Genomic DNA, 18,221 nt, shown 5'->3' on the forward strand with positions numbered 1-18,221 from the left:
GTATTCAAAAAGAAGGGTGAAAAGAGCGGAGAAGTTCGAGAACCGGAAAGACAGAGCGGTGACACAATTTGCAAGCCTTTTTACCGGACTTTTGACCATCCGTTTATAGAAGAGAAGTTGTTGTTATATCCTTGGTTGGGAATATATATGAATTTATATGTTAAAAAAGAAACAGGATGCAGCTAATTGCTGCACCCTGCCTATGAAAAAGGGGCCACACTTCAAATACGTTTAATTACATAGACTTGTCTTCGACAAACACCTCATTTACTAAAAGTAAGGTTAAGTGTTTAAAAAAGTTTTTGCATTCAAAGCAACCATCTCCTATAACTCTAAAGTTTTGCAACAATAAAGCATATTGGATCGTTCATGAATGTTTATTTCGTCTAATGTTCGCAAAGCAACCATCTCCTTGCATAAACGTTTGGTTTAGTGAAGTTTCTGGTATATTGCAGTTAGTTGTCTTTAACTGACACCTCATTTGACAAGATGATAAAATCAAAAGTCTAATGAAGAACCCCTTCTTCACTACTTATGATAACCACGATTTTAGTTTTATATACACGAGGATTAATAATATTTTTTTCACTATTTAGAAAAGCGTTGTAGGTAGACAGTAAAATTCGTTAAAAAACTAAAGCTTTCTTAACTCGATAAACAAAAGGGAATTTGCTAAAATGGAACTAACATATATTATGGAAGGGATCGTTGATATGTCCTTATTAGAAATAAACAACTTAGTCGGAGGTTATACAAGAATTCCTGTATTAAAAGGAATCAGCTTTGACATTCAACCGAATGAGCTTGTTGGACTTATTGGTTTGAATGGAGCAGGTAAGAGTACAACGATTAAGCATATTATTGGATTGATGGAAGAGAAGAGTGGTTCGATTACGATTAATGGAAAAACGTTTGCAGAGAATCCAGATGCATATCGAAAACAGTATACCTATATTCCTGAAACACCTATTCTTTATGATGAGCTTACACTTGAGGAACACTTAAGGCTTACTGCGATGGCATACGGTCTAGAGGAATCCGTGTTTAAAGATAGGATGGGGAAATTATTAAAGGAATTCCATATGGAAAAACGTTTATCTTGGTTCCCAGCCCATTTTTCAAAAGGGATGCGGCAAAAGGTGATGATTATGTGTGCGTTCCTTGTTCAACCATCCTTGTATATTGTGGATGAACCATTTGTTGGGCTAGATCCGCTCGGAATTCAGTCGTTACTCGACCTTATGCAAAATATGAAAGAAAGCGGTGCAGGGATCTTAATGTCTACTCATATCCTTGCGACAGCAGAAAGATATTGTGATTCTTTCGTCATTCTTCACAATGGAGAAATTCGTGCAAAGGGTGATTTAGAACAGCTGCGAAGTCAATTTGACATGCCAGGAGCAACGCTTGATGACTTATATATTCAATTGACAAAGGAAGAAACTAAACATGAATAGCCAAGGATTATGGAAGGAGCGGTTCCTCGGCTATAGCCAAGAAATGCAAAAGTATTTACGATATATATTTAACGGACATTTAATGTTTGTTATGGTGATTGGTCTCGGTGGTCTCGGCTTTTATTACAGCGAATGGGTGAAAACCTTGACCGCTGATTTTCCAGCAACTTGGATCATGGCTGTTGTTCTTGGTTTTCTATTAACAAGAAGCCCGATTATGACGTTTTTGAAAGAAGCGGATGTGGTGTTCCTATTGCCGCTGGAAATGAAGCTAAGAATGTATTTTAGAAATTCAATTTTGTTGAGTGCGATTATGCAGGGCTTTATGTTGATCATTGTGTACATTGTTTTCCTACCGATGTATACAAAGGTAATCGATCTAAATATGGGTTACAGTCTTTGTATTATCCTTGTGTTGCTCGCTGTGAAATTTTTCAACATACATATTCATTGGTATATGTTGAAATATACGGAGCCGTCTGTAATCAAAATTGACTTCATTATCCGTTTACTAGTGAATATTGTTTTACTTTATTTAGTTTTTGCAGAGGCCGGTAATTTAGCTTTGATACTACCAGCACTTCTTTGCGGCTTGTTCTTTTATTACCGGAACGTAACGTTGAAGAAGGGCATTAAGTGGGAGCGATTAATCGAACTAGAGGGCAAGCGGATGATGTCGTTTTACCGTATTGCTAATTTATTCACGGATGTACCTAAGCTGAGAGGTAAAGTGGCCAGACGAAAATGGCTAGACTGGCTACTCACCTTTATTCCATATCGCCAAAAATCAACTTACACGTTTTTGTATGCTCGGACGATGCTCCGTGCCAATGATTATGTGGGCCTACTAATAAGGCTGACTGTTATAGGCTTGTTTGTTTTACTTACCTTTCCTTCAATGGTTGCAAGTATACTCGTGACGATTTTATTTCTTTATATGACAGGAATTCAAATTCTCCCGGTTTGGAAACAGCATGAATTGAAAATTTGGGTATCCCTATATCCTTTGCCTGCTAAATTACGAGAAACAGCAGTTATACAACTTGTATCTTGCTTTTTACTTTTTGAAGCAATCGTGTTTGTCCTTGTGTTACTTATTGCGGGGAATTGGTTGGGTGCCGGCGCATCATCCTTAGCGGCACTTGTATTTATTCTAATATTTAGAGGCTATTCTGCAAAAAAAATAAGGAGTTTCTAACAGGCAAAACTCCTATGGTGTTAATACGCCACCATTAACCAGGAAGGATAAATCATGTAGCACGCAATACTCGCCTGATTACAATGGTAGCGGTGCGAAGCCCCTTTCCCATGTCTTTCATACAGAAACTGGAGGCGATTGCAATCGACACGTATGAACAAATTATCAACCGTGAGCTTATGGCATGGAAAAAGAAAATTTTGCGGAAATCAGGCACCTTTGAGCGAATGTCCAAAACAGCACAAAACAAAATGAACACCTTTATTCCTAAAAAAGTACATGGAGTTATTACCGAGAGCGTCCGGAATCTTGTTGAAGCTGTCTTAAAAGGGTCTAAATTCGTATCGAAGGAAAGAGATGTTTCTTGCTTGAACTTGCAGCAAAAAGATCAATGGGTGAAGGAAACCATTGTAACCTATCGAAAAACGGCAGTAATTGAAGGGGCAGGTACAGGTGCAGGCGGTATTTTATTAGGTCTTGCTGATTTTCCGTTATTATTAAGTATCAAAATGAAGCTTCTTTTTGAAATAGCTGGTTTGTACGGTTTCGACGCAAAGAAATACGAAGAACGTCTATTCATTCTTCATATTTTTCAACTAGCTTTTTCTGGTGAAGAAAAGAGACGAGAGACACTGGATATTATTGAGCATTGGAATGAAACTGAACATACCAGGGAATTAGATTGGCAGGAATTTCAGCAAGAGTACAGAGATCAAATTGATTTCGTCAAAATGTTTCAGCTCGTTCCAGGGATTGGTGCAGCAGTAGGGGCCTATGCCAATCATCAATTGTTGGAGCAGCTAGGGGAAACGGCGATGAATGGGTATCGCCTGCGAATTCTATCTGAAAAGGAATAAGAAATAAGCCGCTTGTGTCAATCGTAGTAGATGAGACAAGCGGCTCTTATATATTTTAAAATAAAATTTATTAAGGAATTTATACTCTGTTCTTTGATTTAATTCGAATCCAAGGACGTTCATCTTCCCATCCCAATGAAATGGGGAGACCAAAAGTCTTATCTAATAACTCCTCGGTCAAGACTGATTTTTTTTGTCCATTCGCAATAATATTTCCTTTATTTAACAACAAAGTGTGAGTAATAGATGGAACGAGTTCTTCGATATGATGGGTTACATATAATAGAGTAGGACCTTCAGCTGATTGAGCCATCTTCTCAATTGTAGAAAGGAGGTCTTCTTTTGAATAGAGATCTAGACCGTTGCATGGTTCATCCAGGATAAGCAAGCTCGGTGAAGCCATGAGCGCTCGAGCGATCATCACTTTCCTTTTTTCTCCTTGAGAGAGAGATGAGAAAGCTTGGTTAGTTAAATCACTAATTCTGAATTGTTGAAGAAGTTCTCTAGCTTTTTCAATATCATTTTCCGTTATTTCTTCATACAATCCAACCGAAGCATTTTTTCCACTTAATACGACTTCTATAGCTGTATCACTTGGACGGGAATGAAATTTTTCATCTAATGAAGTGCTTACCCATCCAATCTTTTTACGAAGCTCAGGGATGTTTGTTTTACCGAATACATTTCCTAAAACGGAAACTTGGCCTTTATTTGGCCATTGATAACCCGTTATGATCTTTAAGAGAGAAGTTTTCCCCGATCCATTTAATCCTAATATGGCCCAGTGTTCTCCTTTGTTCACTTTCCAGGAAATACAATTCAATATATTCTTATGATCTCTGTTCCAAATAATTTCGTTTAGTTGAATCACATTACTTTCTATTTCTTGAACCATCTAGACTCCTCCAATAGTTAAGTTTACAAAATTATACGAGCTTATAGAAATTGAGAGTGGTTCGTAAAACTCTTCTTTAACTTATTAAATGGTAGTAGAGTTGTTTATTTATTTTCACTACTTTGGTGATAGGAAAGTGCAGCACTGCCCAATGTTTTAGCTGCAATAAGCATCGCTTTTTCATCGATGTCAAACTTTGGATGGTGATGTCCGTAGGAAAAATCAGGGTACGGCTTAGCACCTGTGAAAAAGAATGTTCCCTTCACATTTTGTAAATAATACGAAAAGTCTTCTCCTGTCATATCAGGCAGCGTTTCTTCAATCGTATCTACTTCGGCTACTGTAGAAGCTGCTTCGACGATTAAATGTGTTTCTTCTTCATGATTAATCACGGCAGGGTACCCATAATCATACGTATATTTATATGTGCAATTTCCGGAAAGGCAGGTTCCTTTTACGATTCGTTCAATTTCTTCTGGAATAAATGTCCGTACATCTTCATTAAATGTCCGTACAGTGCCGCCGATTGTTGCTTTATCGGCAATCACGTTAAAGGCGTTTTCTGCCACAAAGGATGCAATAGTGACGACAGCAGAATCGAGTGGATTGACACGTCTGCTGACAATTTGCTGTAGGTTTGATACGAGTTGAGCGCCAATGACAATGGCATCTTTCGTTTTATGTGGCTGTGCACCATGTCCGCCTTGACCAAAAAGAGTAATTTCGAATCGGTCAGCTGCCGCCATAAAAGGACCGACTCTATGTTGGATCGTTCCAGTTGGTACAGTTGCCCAAAGATGGGTTCCGAAAATGACATCAACTCCATCTAAACAGCCATCCTCAATCATTGGTTTAGCGCCGCCTGGAGCGTATTCCTCGGCATGTTGATGAATAAATACATACTCACCCATTAGTTCTTCTTTCATTGAATGAAGAACTTTTGCTAGGATCAATAAGGTAGCTGTATGCCCATCATGCCCACATGCATGCATGATACCAGGAACAGTTGACTTGTAAGGAACATCCTTTTCATCTTGTATTGGTAATGCATCAAAATCAGCACGTAGTGCGACGGTTTTACCAGGTTTAGCACCCGTAATTCTTGCCACAACCCCATTACCACCAACACCAGATTTTACTTCAATGCCAAGTTGTTGATAAAAATTGGTAATATAAGCAGCCGTTTTCGTTTCTTGAAAAGAAAGCTCAGGGTGTTGGTGTAAATAGCGTCGAATGACGACCATTTCTTCATAAGATTTTTCTAATTGGGTATGTAACATAGTAATCATATTTTACCTCCGAAATTGAGTGAATAATTGGTATATAGGAAATAGTATAGCATACAATGTTTGGAGAGAAGGTTTAACTGTTTTGTAAGTTCTCAGTCAAATAAACGGAGGGGAAAATGAGAAAAGTTTATGAGAAGAATGTACCGATTATTCTAATTGGTTTTTTTATGTGTTTAGCTATTTACTTTATCATTTCAAAAGCTGTTCAAAGCGGCCAGCCATTGAAGCTGGATCAAGCCTTTTTACCTTTCATTTCAAGTGTTTCAGGTACATGGATGTATGCTTTTTTTTATAAGCTTACAGAAATGGGTTCAACCATTATACTTGGAGTTTGCGCATTGATTGTAGTCGTTTGGCTGTGGATCAAGAAAAAAGATTATCTTGCGATGGCTGTCGTTTCGATTGGAGTTGCCGGGTCTGATCAGCTGAATCGGTTTGTGAAAGGAATCATCGAACGTGACAGGCCGAGTATTAATGCAGCGATTGATGCGGTAGGGTATAGCTTCCCAAGTGGACATGCAATGGTGAGTATTACTTGTTATGGTTTGGCTATTTATTTTATTGGGAAACAAATTAAGTCAACAATTTTGAAAAACTCGTTTAGAATCGTTCTCTGTTTACTCGTTCTACTAATAGGCTTAAGTAGAATTGTCTTAAAGGCACATTACCCGACTGATGTATTGGCAGGTTATTCACTTGGGGGAGCTATTGTGATCGCATGCGTTTTGTTTTATAAATGGTTTACGAATAAAGGTCGAGAGTATTCCAAAAGGGTCTGATCTCACACTTCCTATACTGTTTATCGTGTCATGACACGTCGTATAAACGATATAGTGGATGTGGGTCTGACCCATCTTTATTTAGGATATCCTCGCTTTTTTAATTGCTTTTAGTCTGACTATGAGGCAACAAAGGTAAGGGATATTGACAATAATCAACGTAATTTGGCTTTTACGGGCAAGTTAATCGGCTTTTTATTTACCGAATAGGAAGAAATTTCTGAAGTGAATAATGTGAGGAGCCATTTTCTTTAGATAGATGCTATTCTTGAATAGTATTTATTAAATTTCGAGATAATACTTAAAACAAGGAGGGATTATCTTTGGAAAATCACGCATTTTCGGAATTGAGGTTAGTAAATCGATTACTTCTAGGGGTATTTTTAGCTGCTAATTTAGGCTATTATTTATCTCTATCTACAGTTCAATTTCCTTGGTTAGCGTATATAGGAGCAGCTGTTGGATTGGCAATCATATTGATTTTGTGGATTGGTAAGCGTTCGACTTTGTTTATTTTCGGTTTTTTTGCAGCGACAATTCTTAATACATTACATTATGAATGGCATCATTTATTTTAATAAAGTGGACATTATAAAGTAATTCGTGTTTATGGTCTTGCGATTTAGTAGCATAAACTAAGATAGGAACAATGCGATTTTTAATAAATTTTGATGTGGAGCGAGATAGTTAAACTCCAGGCTGTAGGGAAAAAATCTTATTTCTTACTTTTCGACTAATTTTTAGACAAACTACCTATTTCCAAAATGCAACAGGAAAAGGTAGTTTTTGTTTTCTAGCATATGTTGTTAAGTCTAAATAAGGCTTAGAAATGTTTAAAGTTGTTCGATTTTGTAAAGAGTGTATGTAGTAGTAACATAAATTGAGAAAGGATAGATAATTATGAAACGTTTCCTTTTTTTTAAGATTTTTATAGGCATGATGTTTGTATTAGGGGCTTGCGGAAGCGGCAATGACAATAGTGATAATAATGGTAATAGCGCTAGTGGTAGCAATACTGAAAAAAGTGACGAGAGGTCAATCTCAGATGAAGGGGTGAATCAAGAAGGGAATCCAGCTAATGCAGGTGTAGAGCAAAATAACCCTCAAGAAAAGATTAAAGGTGAGGGCGAATTGGTAACTGTTTACTTACAAAATACGGAAGGTGTGAAAGTTGGGACAGTAAACCTGGAAGAAACCGATGCAGGGGTACGCATCAGCTTAGAGGCGTCGAATTTGCCGCCAGGAATACATGGTTTTCATATTCATGAAACAGCGTCATGTGTTGCACCTACTTTTAAAACAGCGGGCGGGCATTTTAATCCTACAAATGCGAGTCACGGTATAGACCATGAAGAAGGACCACATGCAGGTGACCTTCCCAATATTGAAGTAGGAAAAGATGGCATGATTAAAGAAGAAGTTATAGCTAAACATGTTACATTAAAGACTCATCAAGAAAATTCATTGTTCGATTCAGATGGCTCGGCACTTGTGATTCATGCAAAAGCAGACGACAATCAATCCCAGCCAGCCGGTGATGCAGGAGATCGCATCGCATGCGGTGTGATTGGTGAACAATAATGAAGCTAGATAAGAATGAAGGATGCCTAAAAGAGTGTGACCCTTTTAAACATCCTTCTTCTAGTTCGTTAGAAAATAGTTATTAATGACTTTAGGCATTTTTGCATACTAAGGAAAAATACGAAAGTAACTGTTCTTACATTAAAAACATTGCAAGAATGGTCGTAACAACTAATCCAAACGTCACTGGCAATAGATTTCGTCGTGCTAGTTCAAATGGATCTACATTACATATAGCTGCTGCTGGGATTAAAACCCAAGGAATTAGCGTTCCTCTACCAGATATAAATAATGCATATTTCGGTGTTAACGATACTAGTAGGATTGTACCTTTGAAAAATAGGGTTAATAAAATTATTAATATTTATAAAAATGGTACAGTTGATACCTTTAAATGGATTAAACAAACTAATTTAGCCTATGGGAATGAAAGGGCTACTATAGCAAAGGCAGACTTCGACTCCACGGCTGAATACACAGTTTCATACATTGCTCTGGACAAAGAAAAGTTTACGGTGAATCCTGTTTCTGTTCCTGTGAGTTGGGCTGGATCATTTAAAGCAGCATTTAATGACTTATTGAATGAGCATAGTGATATTGCTACAACAGTACGCGTAAATTCCAAGCTGATTTACGATATGCTAGTTCGCATGAAAGCAGGTGGAATCTGATATGGAAGAATTAGAAAGAGAGTTTATTCAGCGAGTTACGGAAGCAGTTGGGAAAACCGTGGAGGACTTTGATCGTGAAGTTGAAGCAGCTAAAGATGCCAATGATTTGAAAAAGGTTCTTACCGATATAAAGCAGCAGTCGGATATAAGCGCAATGGTGCTAGACTTCATGGAATACTTATCTGGAGGTGATATCTGATGGCAGTTTTACCATTTCTAACGAAGGCATATGCTCAGAATGTTTACATTTTCGGTAATAGGAAATTTGATGGTGGCGTGCCTGTGGATTATCACCAGTCTATTAAAGAACATGCTGTCATAGTTTATTCGGACGATCAGATTAAGGCGGCGTATACGAGTGAATATATTACGGAAGATGAATACGTGGAAACGATGCAGATTAGGGAAGCACCTGCGGTAGAGTAAGGTGTATTTTTTATGTCTTAAATAGGAGGAGCAACATGGAATGGAGTAGTTTTTTTGGGGATGGATTGTTTGCTATTAAAAGGTTAGATACATTAGAAAAGGAGTCGGTTTAATATGAAAAAAGATGTTTTCACGTTACTAGGGGGGTTCCTAACAGCCCTTCTTTTTTTCTTCTCTACAATTGGGGTTAAGTTCGATTGGTTTAATGAGCAGAGCATAAATGCATTTGTACTTGTACTATCTGCTTTTGTTTTACTTGTAGTTAATATCTATGCAGTGTGGAAGAACACTTATACAGGCTGGTTTAATTGGGTTGGTGTTTGACCTGCCTGAATTTTAAGAATGATGATTTTGTCGGTTAGAAACTTTGCGGAGTTGATACCAAATTGAAAGTAATCTGAGGTTTGCCGGTGGATTGATTCAACTAACCATCAGTAGAGGATGCCCCCCACTGATGGAAGCTTTACTTGATTAACTTTCCTCATTTATTAACGAATATTGTGTTACATAAGCTGGTCCTGAAAAAATCTTTTTATTCAAATCGGGATTATCAAGAGATTTGTTATCTTTATTATGAGCGGATTGGAAGGAATTTGAGTTTTTCCAATTCGTGAACGCCCCCTGATTTTTCCACATGGTCAAAATAACATACGTATCCGAATTCAATGGTCGCAGAATTCGAAGTGCCGTGAATCCAGGTTCCTTTTCAATCAAGCCTGCGCGATTTTTAAACCGGAATTCAAATCCTGGACGGCCCTCCTCTGTAACCGGGATGTTATTCATCACTACATATCCGTCTTCCTTTAGTTCACCACGCCCATCGACTACTTCAAATTTTCTTGGAGAAGAAAAGATTGTATTATCAGTTGTCTCATGTAATAGAAGAGCATGTTCCACATTTTCCATGAAATAAAGTCTTTCCGTTGAATGTTTTTCTTTTACCTTCTGCAGAAATTCACGTGTTCCAGTTGTTATAAATACCTTCATAATTTCCCCACCTTATTTTTATTTTGGTAACCCTTTCAAACTGCTATGGTTAAATAATAGCAATAATAAAGCGCCATTACAAAAAAATCTGTATGCTTATTTATTAATGAAGGGGATTTTCTTGAATAATATGTTAGGGGTTGATAGGCATTATTTATTTATTTATTTATTTATTCTACTCACATGATTCATGCGTTTAAAAAAGTCGAATTCATGACAATTTTAGACAATTTGTATACTTCTATTGCGGAATAGCCTAAAGTAGTAAGCAGTTGCATTTGAAAATAATCTGACTTCTGTTATTCTAATATTAGGAAGACGATGAACGATAAAATTCGTCATGTTCGAAAGGTGGATATGAATGGTTAAGATTACGAATGATACTTTTTTAAAGGCTGCAAAAGGGGAAAAAACAGCCCACGTCCCAGTTTGGTATATGCGCCAAGCTGGAAGGTCACAGCCCGAGTATCGTAAAATTAAAGAGAAATACTCCTTATTTGAAATTACCCATCAACCGGAACTATGTGCCTATGTTACACGTTTACCGGTTGAGCAATATGATGTGGATGCTGCTGTTCTTTATAAAGATATTATGACACCACTGCCAGCACTTGGTGTTAATGTGGAGATTAAATCTGGGATCGGTCCAGTGATTGATAATCCAATTCGTTCAATTGAAGATGTAGGCAAACTCGGTGAATTAAACCCTGAAAATGATATTACTTATGTGTTGGATACGATTAAACTGTTAACGAAAGAACAGTTATCTGTGCCATTAATCGGTTTCTCAGGTGCGCCATTTACGATTGCATCGTATATGATTGAAGGTGGACCTTCAAAAAATTACCATAAAACGAAAGCGTTTATGTATACAGAGCCTCAAGCTTGGTTTGCTTTAATGGATAAGTTAGGTGACATGGTCATTACATATGTTAAAGCCCAAATAAATGCTGGTGTAAGCGCAATCCAAATCTTTGATTCCTGGGTAGGTACATTAAATGTAGAGGACTACCGAAAGTATATTAAACCAATTATGAACCGAATATTCTCTGCTTTACGTGAAGAAAATGTACCATTAATCATGCATGGAGTAGGTGCAAGACATTTGGCATTGGAGTGGAATGACCTTCCGATTGATGTTGTTGGCTTAGATTGGAGACTTCCAATCAGAGAAGCAAGAGAAATGGGCATTCAAAAGGCTGTACAAGGAAATCTTGATCCATCTTACCTTTTAGCACCATGGGAAGTGATTGAAGATAAAGCGAAACAAATCCTAGATCAAGGCATGGAGCAACCTGGCTTCATCTTTAATCTTGGGCATGGCGTTTTTCCAGAAGTTAATCCGGAAACATTGAAGAAGTTGACTGCTTTTATACATGAATATTCTTCATGGAAATAAGAAAAGAATAAGCTTCGATTAAGGAACTTCGACTAAGGTCCGCCACGGCCTTGTAGTACGTTAAAAATGTAGATTGTGAAGTTAGATAGTTTATTCTAAATGAGGTGTTAACAATAATGGCGAGAAAAAAAATGGGTCTTTTAGTAATGGCTTACGGGACTCCGTACAAAGAGGAAGACATAGAACGGTATTATACGCATATTCGTCACGGAAGAAAGCCTTCTGAGGAAGCACTTGAAGACCTTTGCGGGCGTTATAAAGCAATTGGCGGGATATCTCCACTCGCCAAAATTACAGAAGGTCAAGCAATAGGGCTACAAAATATGTTGAACGAAGCGCAAAACGAAATTGAATTTAAAGCGTATATCGGCTTAAAACATATTGAACCGTTCATCGAAGACGCAGTACAACAAATGTATGCAGACGGGATTACAGAAGCTGTAAGCCTTGTTCTTGCTCCGCACTTTTCTACGTTCAGTGTTAAATCGTATAACGAACGTGCGATGATAGCAGCCGAGACACTTGGTGATTTAAAGATTACATGTGTTGAAAGCTGGTATAAGGAACCGAAATTTATTCAATATTGGGTGGATCAATTAAATGAAACATTTGCAAAAATGACACCGGAAGAAAGAGATCATTATGTTTTAATCGTATCGGCACATAGCCTACCAGAAAAAATCTTACAAAATGGCGACCCTTATCCAAAACAGCTTGAAGAAACAGCTAAGCTAATCGCTGAAGCAGCAAATGTTAAGAATTATGAAATAGGCTGGCAAAGTGCTGGACAAACGCCAGAGCCTTGGCTAGGGCCAGATGTTCAGGACTTAACGAGAGAACTGCACGCTAAAAATGGCTATAAAGCTTTTATTTACATACCAGTCGGATTCATTGCCGAACACCTGGAAGTTCTTTATGACAATGATTATGAGTGCAAGGTTGTAACCGATGAGGTTGGAGCAAACTACTATCGCCCTAATATGCCGAATGTGAATCCTGCGTTTATTGACGCATTGAAAACGATTATTATGAAAAAATTAGATCTACAATAGAAACAAAACAAGAGGATAATTCCATAGAGTTCGATCTCCAAAGAGACTTATAACGAAAGGGTCCCCATATCTACTATATATCTTTTATGACGTGTAAATGACATAATAAACGGTGTATAGAGTGTGAAGGTCGACCCTTTTGGGACAACCTCTCTAAATGGAAGAACGACTTTGTGGAGTGTCCTTTTTTTTTGGGGGGGAAACGGTAGAGATAATAAGTAGAAAATCTAAGCAAGCTATCTCAAAGAACGTGGAGATTGAAGGAATGGGAAGATCTACTGTTAAATATTATTTTTCTCTCTGTAGTAATGATTGATCTTTTGTAATAGGTAGTTGCAATTTCAAAACCAATTTGTTAATATGTTATTGAACTTGATGACTGGATTTCTCATTCGGTCAGTTATGAGGTGGAAGATGTCAGTTAACCGAAAAAAATTAATTATCGAGGCCGCCACAAAGTCTTTTTCATTATTTGGGTATAAAGCAACAACGATGGATCAGGTTGCCAAGATTGCCAATGTTGGTAAGGGGACTATTTATACGTTTTATGCAAATAAGGAGGAATTATTTAAAGAAATTGTTGATAACATGATTGTAGAGATGGAGCAGGAAGCTGACGATGCTATTAATCCTGAGCTAACCTTTACGGAGAATCTTCATCTAACACTCTATCGTCTATTAGAATTTAGGCGTGAACATCAATTGATGATCAAACTATTTCAAGAAGAACAAGAAATAAGAACGCCAGCTGTATTGGAAATGGTCGAGGAAATTGAAAATGCAATTATTTCTTTTATCGCACAGAAGATTAAGATAGCAATCCAGAAAAAGTACATTAAAGATTGTGACCCTGAATTGACGGCATTTCTTTTGCTGAAAATGTATATCACACTTATTGTAGATTGGGAGAGAATAAGGAAGCCTCTAAATAAAGAAGAGATTGCGGAATTGTTCGACCTATATTTATTTAAGGGATTATCACTTTAAAACGGGTAATCCTCATTTTTTGCAGATTAATGACCAAATAAACAAAATGGTCATTATGAATCAAGGAGGCAGTTTATGTTGAAAAGTGAATGGAAGTCTATTTTTACAAATCGAAAATTGCTTGTTTCTATAGTAGCTATATTATTTATACCAATTATGTACGGTGGTATGTTATTATGGGCATTTTGGGATCCCTATGAGCAATTGGACGATTTACCCGTTGCTATCGTTAATAATGATCAGGGCGCAGTACTTGATGGTAAAACCTATGAAATTGGTGAAGAATTTGTCAAGAATTTAAAGGAAAGTAAGGATTTTAACTTTAAATTTGTAGATCATGAAACAGGATATAAAAATTTAAAAGATCAAAAGTATTATTTGCTTGTTGAAATTCCTGAAAATTTCTCTAAAAATGCAACAACCTTGCTCGATGATACACCGAAAAAGCTGGAATTGAAATATGTACCGAATGAAAGTTTTAACTTCTTATCGGCACAAATCGGTGAAACAGCGATACAAAAAATTCAAATGAATCTTCAAGAAAAAGTGACCGAAACCTATGCCAAAACGATGTTCGACAGCTTAACAAAAATGGCAGATGGATACCAAACGGCTGATGAAGCGGCAGGAAAACTGTTAACTGGTGTAGCAGATTTAAATAGTGGTGCTAAAACACTTGAAGAAAAATTAGCGCTATTAGCTGAGAAACAAGTTGAATTTACTGGTGGTGCCAATAAATTGGAAAGCGGCACTAAAGAGCTGCAAGCAGGGGTTGAAACCTTGACTAATGGGTTAGGTCAGCTCTCAAAAGCTCAAACTCAGCTAGTGGATGGTGCAAAGAAAGCGGAAGATGGAACAAGAAGCTTACAAGTTGGAATTCAACAAACACATCAAGGAATGAGCACCATTGTGCAGAAAATGGACGAAGCTATTTCGGGTACAAGTAAGCTAAATGAAGGCTCTAATCAAGTGACAGATGGACTTAAACAGCTTCAAGATGGAGCGAATTCGGCTTATATGGGAGCGACGGACGTTAAGAATGGAGTAGCCGTCCTGCAAAATCAATTAGCTCCAGTACTTGCATCTCTTCCAGAAGAAAACCAAGTTGCACTTAAACAGGCTTTAGAACAATTATCTCAAGGGACAGCTGCACTCGAAGCTGGTAACGCGAATATTGCGGCTTCAGCAGGGAAACTGGCAGCTGGTTCAGCAACTGTCTCTAGCAATCTAGCAGGGTTAACCGAAGGACAAAAGGCTCTTCAAAACGGTTTGCAGGAGCTAAATAACGGAGGAGCTAAATTAGAAACAGGAGCAAATCAGTTGCTTAGTGGTCAAAGGCAGTTAAGTTCTGGACTAACGACGTTCTCAAGTAAATTGAATGAAGCCAAAGCAGGCGGAGATAAGCTTGTAGCAGGAGCTAGTAGCTTAACGAGCGGAGTTAGACAATTAGAGGAAGGTTCGAAAGCATTAGCTGACGGTTCCACAAAATTAGTAGACGGATCAAAGCAACTTGCTAATGGTACAACGGATCTTAAAGAAGGTTCCCAAACATTTAAAGATGAACTAAATAATGCGGCGAATGAATCAGAAGGATTACAACCTACGGAAGAAACGTATAACATGGTTGCTAAGCCAATAACGGTAGATAGAGAAGGGATCAACAAAGTACCGAACTATGGAACAGGTATTGCGCCATATTTCTTATCTCTAGGTTTATTCGTAGGGGCATTAATGCTATCCATTGTCTTTCCATTAAGAGAACCGATCGGTATTCCGAAAAATGGATTTACATGGTTCTTTAGTAAATTTGGTGTTATTGCAGCTGTTGGGATTACCCAGGCAATACTTGTTTCTGGATTACTCATCATTCTTCTAGGTCTTGACGTTCAGAGTATTCCATTATTCATCTTATTTTCAATCATTACAAGCTTAACATTTATGGCTCTGATCCAATTATTAGTTACAACTATGGATAACCCAGGACGTTTTTTAGCAGTTATCATTTTGATTTTGCAATTGACAACAAGTGCTGGTACATTCCCAGTGGAGTTAATCCCGTCACAGCTACAATGGTTAAATCATGTATTGCCTATGGCGTATTCTGTACGAGGGTTTAAGGAAGTCATTTCAAGTGGTAATTTTAGTCTAATGTGGACGGATAGCTTGGTGCTATTAGCGTTCATGGTTAGCTTTCTTGTGCTTACCATTCTTTATTTTGTAGTGAAATATAAAAAAAGCTACTCAGAAATGAACGACGTAGTTCAAGAATAAAAAGCATAAACAAAAGGGTCTAACCTCACACTATATACACGGTTTGTTTGCGTTATTACACGTCATTTAAACCGTATATAGTAGGTGTGGGGTTTAGACCTTTTCGTTATGGGACAGCCCTCATGTAAAGGTTTTAATCTTATTAGGTAAAAGATGAAAAGAATAGGATAATACGATATATTTAATATATAAGTATAAGTTTTTTATGGGTTTTGATGTCTAGTGTAAGCGACTAACCACTCTAAGGTCTAACCTTTAGGTTGAACAAAGTGCATGCGTTTCTCTTTTAAAAATCATCACAGGAGGAGATTGGAGTATGAAAATTACTGTAATAGGTTGCTGGGGAGGCTATCCTGCTAAGAATGAAGCATCCTCAGGTTATCTTGTGGAATATGGAGATTACAGGGTGCTGCTCGATTGTGGCAGCGGTGTTTTGGCTCAGCTTCAAAACCATATGAAGCCGGAAGAATTAGATGCTGTTGTACTAACCCATTATCATCCGGATCATATTGCAGATATCGGTGTACTACAGCACGCATTGCTAATTGGAAGATTCTTGGGAAATTCAAAAAAAATACTCCCCATCTACGGTCATCAATTAGATGAAGAAGAATTTAAGAAGCTAACCTATAAAGATATCACAAAGGGGATTGCTTATAAAGAAGACGAGCCTCTTTTAGTTGGACCATTTACATTTACTTTTTTAAGAACAAAGCATCCTGTGCCTTGCTATGCCATAAGAATTGAGCTGGATGGCCAATCCATTGTGTATACTGGTGATAGTTCGTATATGGAAGAGTTAGCGATTTTTGCAAAAGATGCGAAAGTGTTATTATGTGAAAGTAACTTTTACGGACATACAGATGGCTCATCAGCAGGTCATATGACAGCAAGAGAAGCAGGGATGATTGCGAATCTTGCGGATGCTCACTTACTCATGCTTACTCACTTGCCTCATTATGGCGATTTACAGCAATTGAAAAAAGAAGCAGGGGAAGTATTTAAACGAGAAATTGCCCTTGCTAGAAGTGGCATGGAATTTCAATTATAATGTTTCAGGTAATATAAAGGAGGAAGCACGAATGATCTTTGTAGATAATAAAGGGATTAACGATCCGCAAATGAATCTTGCTATTGAAGAATACATATTAAAAAATCTTGATATCAATGAAACGTACTTATTGTTTTACATCAATGGCCCATCCATTATTATTGGTAAAAACCAAAATACGATTGAAGAGATCAATACAGAGTATGTCGAAAAGAATGGAATTAAAGTAGTTCGGAGACTTTCTGGAGGTGGTGCTGTGTATCATGACCTTGGGAACTTAAACTTTAGTTTCATTACTAAGGATGACGGTCAAAGCTTCCATGACTTTAAGAAATTTACTGAGCCCGTTGTTAAGGCACTTAGCAAGCTTGGGATTCACGCAGAAATAAGCGGAAGAAATGATATTCTAGCTGAAGGCAGAAAAATCTCCGGCATCGCCCAATTCAGTACGAGAGGCCGTATGTTCACTCATGGTACACTTTTGTTTAATTCCGAGATGGATCATATTGTCTCAAGTTTAAAAGTGAAAAAGGATAAAATCGAATCCAAAGGAATTAAATCGGTCAGAAGCCGTGTAGCCAATATCGCAGAGTTCCTTGGAAATCCCATGACCATTGAAGAATTCCGTTCTTTGATTCTTAAATATATTTATGAAGAAAACGAAATAATTCCTGAGTATGTTTTAACGGAAGATGATTGGATAAAAATTAATGAACTTTCTAAAGAACGCTACCAAAACTGGGATTGGAACTATGGTAAATCACCGAAGTTCAACTTACAGCATTCACATCGTTTCCCAGTCGGATCAATTGATATTCGTTTAGAAGTGAATAAAGGGAAAATTGAAAACTGTAAAGTATATGGAGATTTCTTTGGTGTCGGCGATGTAAGCGAAATTGAAGAGAAGCTTACGGGGATTCGCTATGAACGCACTGAAATTGAGCGCGTCTTAGAAGATGTAGATGTAAAGCATTACTTTGGTAATGTAACAAAAGAAGAAGTTATAAACCTTATTTACTGATAAAAAACTAGAACCACTTTATTTCATTAGGTTGATATAAGGCGGCTTCTAGTTTTTCCTTTACGCTTTGGGAGGAATTCGATACATAGCCATGATTATCCAATTTCATTGGTAAGCACAAGAATCATATAGGTGGAATATATAAATGGAAACCTTTTTTTTCAAAAGGTTTCAGACTAGTACATCAGAATCGCACAGTACAATCTGCAATTGAGAATTCTACACCAACACGAGGTTTATCAAGGAAGATTCACTTTACTGATTCGGAATGAAAATAAAAACGGATATCTTTCATTCAAC

18 protein-coding genes and 1 pseudogene are annotated in these 18,221 nt (G+C 37.5%); 15 read left to right on the top strand and 4 right to left on the bottom strand.

Features of this window, described 5'->3' with window-relative positions; translation table 11 throughout:
* The first annotated feature begins 713 nt into the window (after window positions 1-713).
* The 3 genes from AC625_RS05455 to AC625_RS05465 all read left to right on the top strand — a co-directional run bounded on the left by AC625_RS05455 (window position 714) and on the right by AC625_RS05465 (window position 3,512).
* A complete protein-coding gene (locus AC625_RS05455; protein WP_049683602.1) occupies window positions 714-1,457 on the top strand; it encodes an ABC transporter ATP-binding protein in 744 nt (247 codons plus the stop codon).
* Window positions 1,450-2,655, top strand: coding sequence for an ABC transporter permease (locus AC625_RS05460; protein ID WP_049680354.1), 1,206 nt, complete (start codon window positions 1,450-1,452; stop codon window positions 2,653-2,655). Before AC625_RS05455 ends, AC625_RS05460 begins: the two co-directional genes overlap by 8 nt.
* A 110-nt stretch (window positions 2,656-2,765) precedes the next feature.
* Window positions 2,766-3,512 carry an EcsC family protein gene (locus AC625_RS05465; protein WP_049683603.1) on the top strand — a complete coding sequence of 249 codons (747 nt, stop codon included), beginning with the start codon at window positions 2,766-2,768 and terminating at the stop codon, window positions 3,510-3,512.
* Window positions 3,513-3,591: 79 nt separating this feature from the next.
* Here AC625_RS05465 and AC625_RS05470 read toward each other — a convergent pair whose 3' ends face one another.
* Window positions 3,592-4,407, bottom strand: coding sequence for an ABC transporter ATP-binding protein (locus tag AC625_RS05470; RefSeq protein ID WP_049680355.1), 816 nt, complete (start codon window positions 4,405-4,407; stop codon window positions 3,592-3,594).
* Window positions 4,408-4,511: 104 nt separating this feature from the next.
* The gene (locus AC625_RS05475; RefSeq protein ID WP_049680356.1) at window positions 4,512-5,696 is read right to left on the bottom strand and encodes a M20 family metallopeptidase; all 1,185 of its coding nucleotides are present in this window, start codon (window positions 5,694-5,696) and stop codon (window positions 4,512-4,514) included.
* Between the two features lie 116 nt (window positions 5,697-5,812).
* On the opposite strand from AC625_RS05475, the gene AC625_RS05480 reads away from it, so the two are divergent.
* The 3 genes from AC625_RS05480 to AC625_RS05490 all read left to right on the top strand — a co-directional run bounded on the left by AC625_RS05480 (window position 5,813) and on the right by AC625_RS05490 (window position 8,056).
* Window positions 5,813-6,475 carry a phosphatase PAP2 family protein gene (locus AC625_RS05480; protein ID WP_049680357.1) on the top strand — a complete coding sequence of 221 codons (663 nt, stop codon included), beginning with the start codon at window positions 5,813-5,815 and terminating at the stop codon, window positions 6,473-6,475.
* A 323-nt stretch (window positions 6,476-6,798) separates the two neighbouring features.
* Window positions 6,799-7,053 carry a hypothetical protein gene (locus tag AC625_RS05485; RefSeq protein WP_049680358.1) on the top strand — a complete coding sequence of 85 codons (255 nt, stop codon included), beginning with the start codon at window positions 6,799-6,801 and terminating at the stop codon, window positions 7,051-7,053.
* 322 nt (window positions 7,054-7,375) lie between these two features.
* The gene (locus tag AC625_RS05490; protein ID WP_049680359.1) at window positions 7,376-8,056 is read left to right on the top strand and encodes a superoxide dismutase family protein; all 681 of its coding nucleotides are present in this window, start codon (window positions 7,376-7,378) and stop codon (window positions 8,054-8,056) included.
* Between the two features lie 136 nt (window positions 8,057-8,192).
* On the opposite strand, the pseudogene AC625_RS28460 reads toward AC625_RS05490, so the two are convergent.
* A pseudogene (locus AC625_RS28460) lies at window positions 8,193-8,330 on the bottom strand (MFS transporter); the annotation flags it as partial.
* 398 nt (window positions 8,331-8,728) lie between these two features.
* Here AC625_RS28460 and AC625_RS05500 point away from each other — a divergent pair.
* The 3 genes from AC625_RS05500 (at window position 8,729) to AC625_RS05510 (ending at window position 9,477) form a co-directional block, all read left to right on the top strand.
* Window positions 8,729-8,926: a hypothetical protein gene (locus AC625_RS05500; RefSeq protein ID WP_049680361.1), complete on the top strand. Its 198-nt coding sequence runs from the start codon at window positions 8,729-8,731 to the stop codon at window positions 8,924-8,926.
* Complete coding sequence (locus AC625_RS05505) at window positions 8,926-9,153, top strand: hypothetical protein (protein WP_049680362.1); 228 nt, start codon at window positions 8,926-8,928, stop codon at window positions 9,151-9,153. Before AC625_RS05500 ends, AC625_RS05505 begins: the two co-directional genes overlap by 1 nt.
* 114 nt (window positions 9,154-9,267) lie before the next feature.
* Window positions 9,268-9,477 carry a hypothetical protein gene (locus AC625_RS05510; protein ID WP_049680363.1) on the top strand — a complete coding sequence of 70 codons (210 nt, stop codon included), beginning with the start codon at window positions 9,268-9,270 and terminating at the stop codon, window positions 9,475-9,477.
* Between the two features lie 147 nt (window positions 9,478-9,624).
* Here the strand turns inward: AC625_RS05510 and AC625_RS05515 are convergent, their stop codons facing one another.
* Entirely contained in the window at window positions 9,625-10,140 is a 516-nt protein-coding gene (locus AC625_RS05515; RefSeq protein ID WP_049680364.1) for an antibiotic biosynthesis monooxygenase family protein, read from the bottom strand.
* Window positions 10,141-10,501: 361 nt separating this feature from the next.
* On the opposite strand from AC625_RS05515, the gene hemE reads away from it, so the two are divergent.
* The 6 genes from hemE to lplA all read left to right on the top strand — a co-directional run bounded on the left by hemE (window position 10,502) and on the right by lplA (window position 17,921).
* Window positions 10,502-11,539 carry a uroporphyrinogen decarboxylase gene (gene hemE, locus AC625_RS05520; RefSeq protein ID WP_049680365.1) on the top strand — a complete coding sequence of 346 codons (1,038 nt, stop codon included), beginning with the start codon at window positions 10,502-10,504 and terminating at the stop codon, window positions 11,537-11,539.
* 116 nt (window positions 11,540-11,655) lie between these two features.
* The gene (hemH, locus tag AC625_RS05525; protein ID WP_049680366.1) at window positions 11,656-12,591 is read left to right on the top strand and encodes a ferrochelatase; all 936 of its coding nucleotides are present in this window, start codon (window positions 11,656-11,658) and stop codon (window positions 12,589-12,591) included.
* A gap of 414 nt (window positions 12,592-13,005) precedes the next feature.
* Window positions 13,006-13,578 (top strand): TetR/AcrR family transcriptional regulator, encoded by a 573-nt coding sequence (locus tag AC625_RS05530; protein WP_049680367.1) that lies wholly within the window; start codon window positions 13,006-13,008, stop codon window positions 13,576-13,578.
* 75 nt (window positions 13,579-13,653) lie between these two features.
* Complete coding sequence (locus AC625_RS05535; RefSeq protein WP_049680368.1) at window positions 13,654-15,849, top strand: YhgE/Pip domain-containing protein; 2,196 nt, start codon at window positions 13,654-13,656, stop codon at window positions 15,847-15,849.
* 316 nt (window positions 15,850-16,165) lie between these two features.
* Window positions 16,166-16,900, top strand: coding sequence for an MBL fold metallo-hydrolase (locus AC625_RS05540; RefSeq protein WP_049680369.1), 735 nt, complete (start codon window positions 16,166-16,168; stop codon window positions 16,898-16,900).
* A gap of 31 nt (window positions 16,901-16,931) precedes the next feature.
* Window positions 16,932-17,921 carry a lipoate--protein ligase gene (gene lplA, locus AC625_RS05545; protein WP_049680370.1) on the top strand — a complete coding sequence of 330 codons (990 nt, stop codon included), beginning with the start codon at window positions 16,932-16,934 and terminating at the stop codon, window positions 17,919-17,921.
* The last annotated feature ends 300 nt before the right edge of the window (window positions 17,922-18,221 follow it).

This window comes from Peribacillus loiseleuriae (genome assembly GCF_001183985.1).
In the GTDB taxonomy this organism is placed as follows: Bacteria; Bacillota; Bacilli; order Bacillales; family DSM-1321; genus Peribacillus; species Peribacillus loiseleuriae.

Bases quoted from the DNA above. Each gene is read 5' to 3' on its own strand.
- AC625_RS05470 (WP_049680355.1), bottom strand. From the start codon at position 4,407: ATGGTTCAAGAAATAGAAAGTAATGTGATTCAACTAAACGAAATTATT.
- AC625_RS05515 (WP_049680364.1), bottom strand. From the start codon at position 10,140: ATGAAGGTATTTATAACAACTGGAACACGTGAATTTCTGCAGAAGGTA.
- AC625_RS05540 (WP_049680369.1), top strand. From the start codon at position 16,166: ATGAAAATTACTGTAATAGGTTGCTGGGGAGGCTATCCTGCTAAGAAT.
- lplA (WP_049680370.1), top strand. From the start codon at position 16,932: ATGATCTTTGTAGATAATAAAGGGATTAACGATCCGCAAATGAATCTT.
- hemH (WP_049680366.1), top strand. From the start codon at position 11,656: ATGGCGAGAAAAAAAATGGGTCTTTTAGTAATGGCTTACGGGACTCCG.
- AC625_RS05480 (WP_049680357.1), top strand. From the start codon at position 5,813: ATGAGAAAAGTTTATGAGAAGAATGTACCGATTATTCTAATTGGTTTT.
- AC625_RS05465 (WP_049683603.1), top strand. From the start codon at position 2,766: ATGTCTTTCATACAGAAACTGGAGGCGATTGCAATCGACACGTATGAA.
- AC625_RS05460 (WP_049680354.1), top strand. From the start codon at position 1,450: ATGAATAGCCAAGGATTATGGAAGGAGCGGTTCCTCGGCTATAGCCAA.
- AC625_RS05455 (WP_049683602.1), top strand. From the start codon at position 714: ATGTCCTTATTAGAAATAAACAACTTAGTCGGAGGTTATACAAGAATT.
- hemE (WP_049680365.1), top strand. From the start codon at position 10,502: ATGGTTAAGATTACGAATGATACTTTTTTAAAGGCTGCAAAAGGGGAA.
- AC625_RS05530 (WP_049680367.1), top strand. From the start codon at position 13,006: ATGTCAGTTAACCGAAAAAAATTAATTATCGAGGCCGCCACAAAGTCT.
- AC625_RS05490 (WP_049680359.1), top strand. From the start codon at position 7,376: ATGAAACGTTTCCTTTTTTTTAAGATTTTTATAGGCATGATGTTTGTA.
- AC625_RS05500 (WP_049680361.1), top strand. From the start codon at position 8,729: ATGGAAGAATTAGAAAGAGAGTTTATTCAGCGAGTTACGGAAGCAGTT.
- AC625_RS05510 (WP_049680363.1), top strand. From the start codon at position 9,268: ATGAAAAAAGATGTTTTCACGTTACTAGGGGGGTTCCTAACAGCCCTT.
- AC625_RS05475 (WP_049680356.1), bottom strand. From the start codon at position 5,696: ATGATTACTATGTTACATACCCAATTAGAAAAATCTTATGAAGAAATG.
- AC625_RS05535 (WP_049680368.1), top strand. From the start codon at position 13,654: ATGTTGAAAAGTGAATGGAAGTCTATTTTTACAAATCGAAAATTGCTT.
- AC625_RS05505 (WP_049680362.1), top strand. From the start codon at position 8,926: ATGGCAGTTTTACCATTTCTAACGAAGGCATATGCTCAGAATGTTTAC.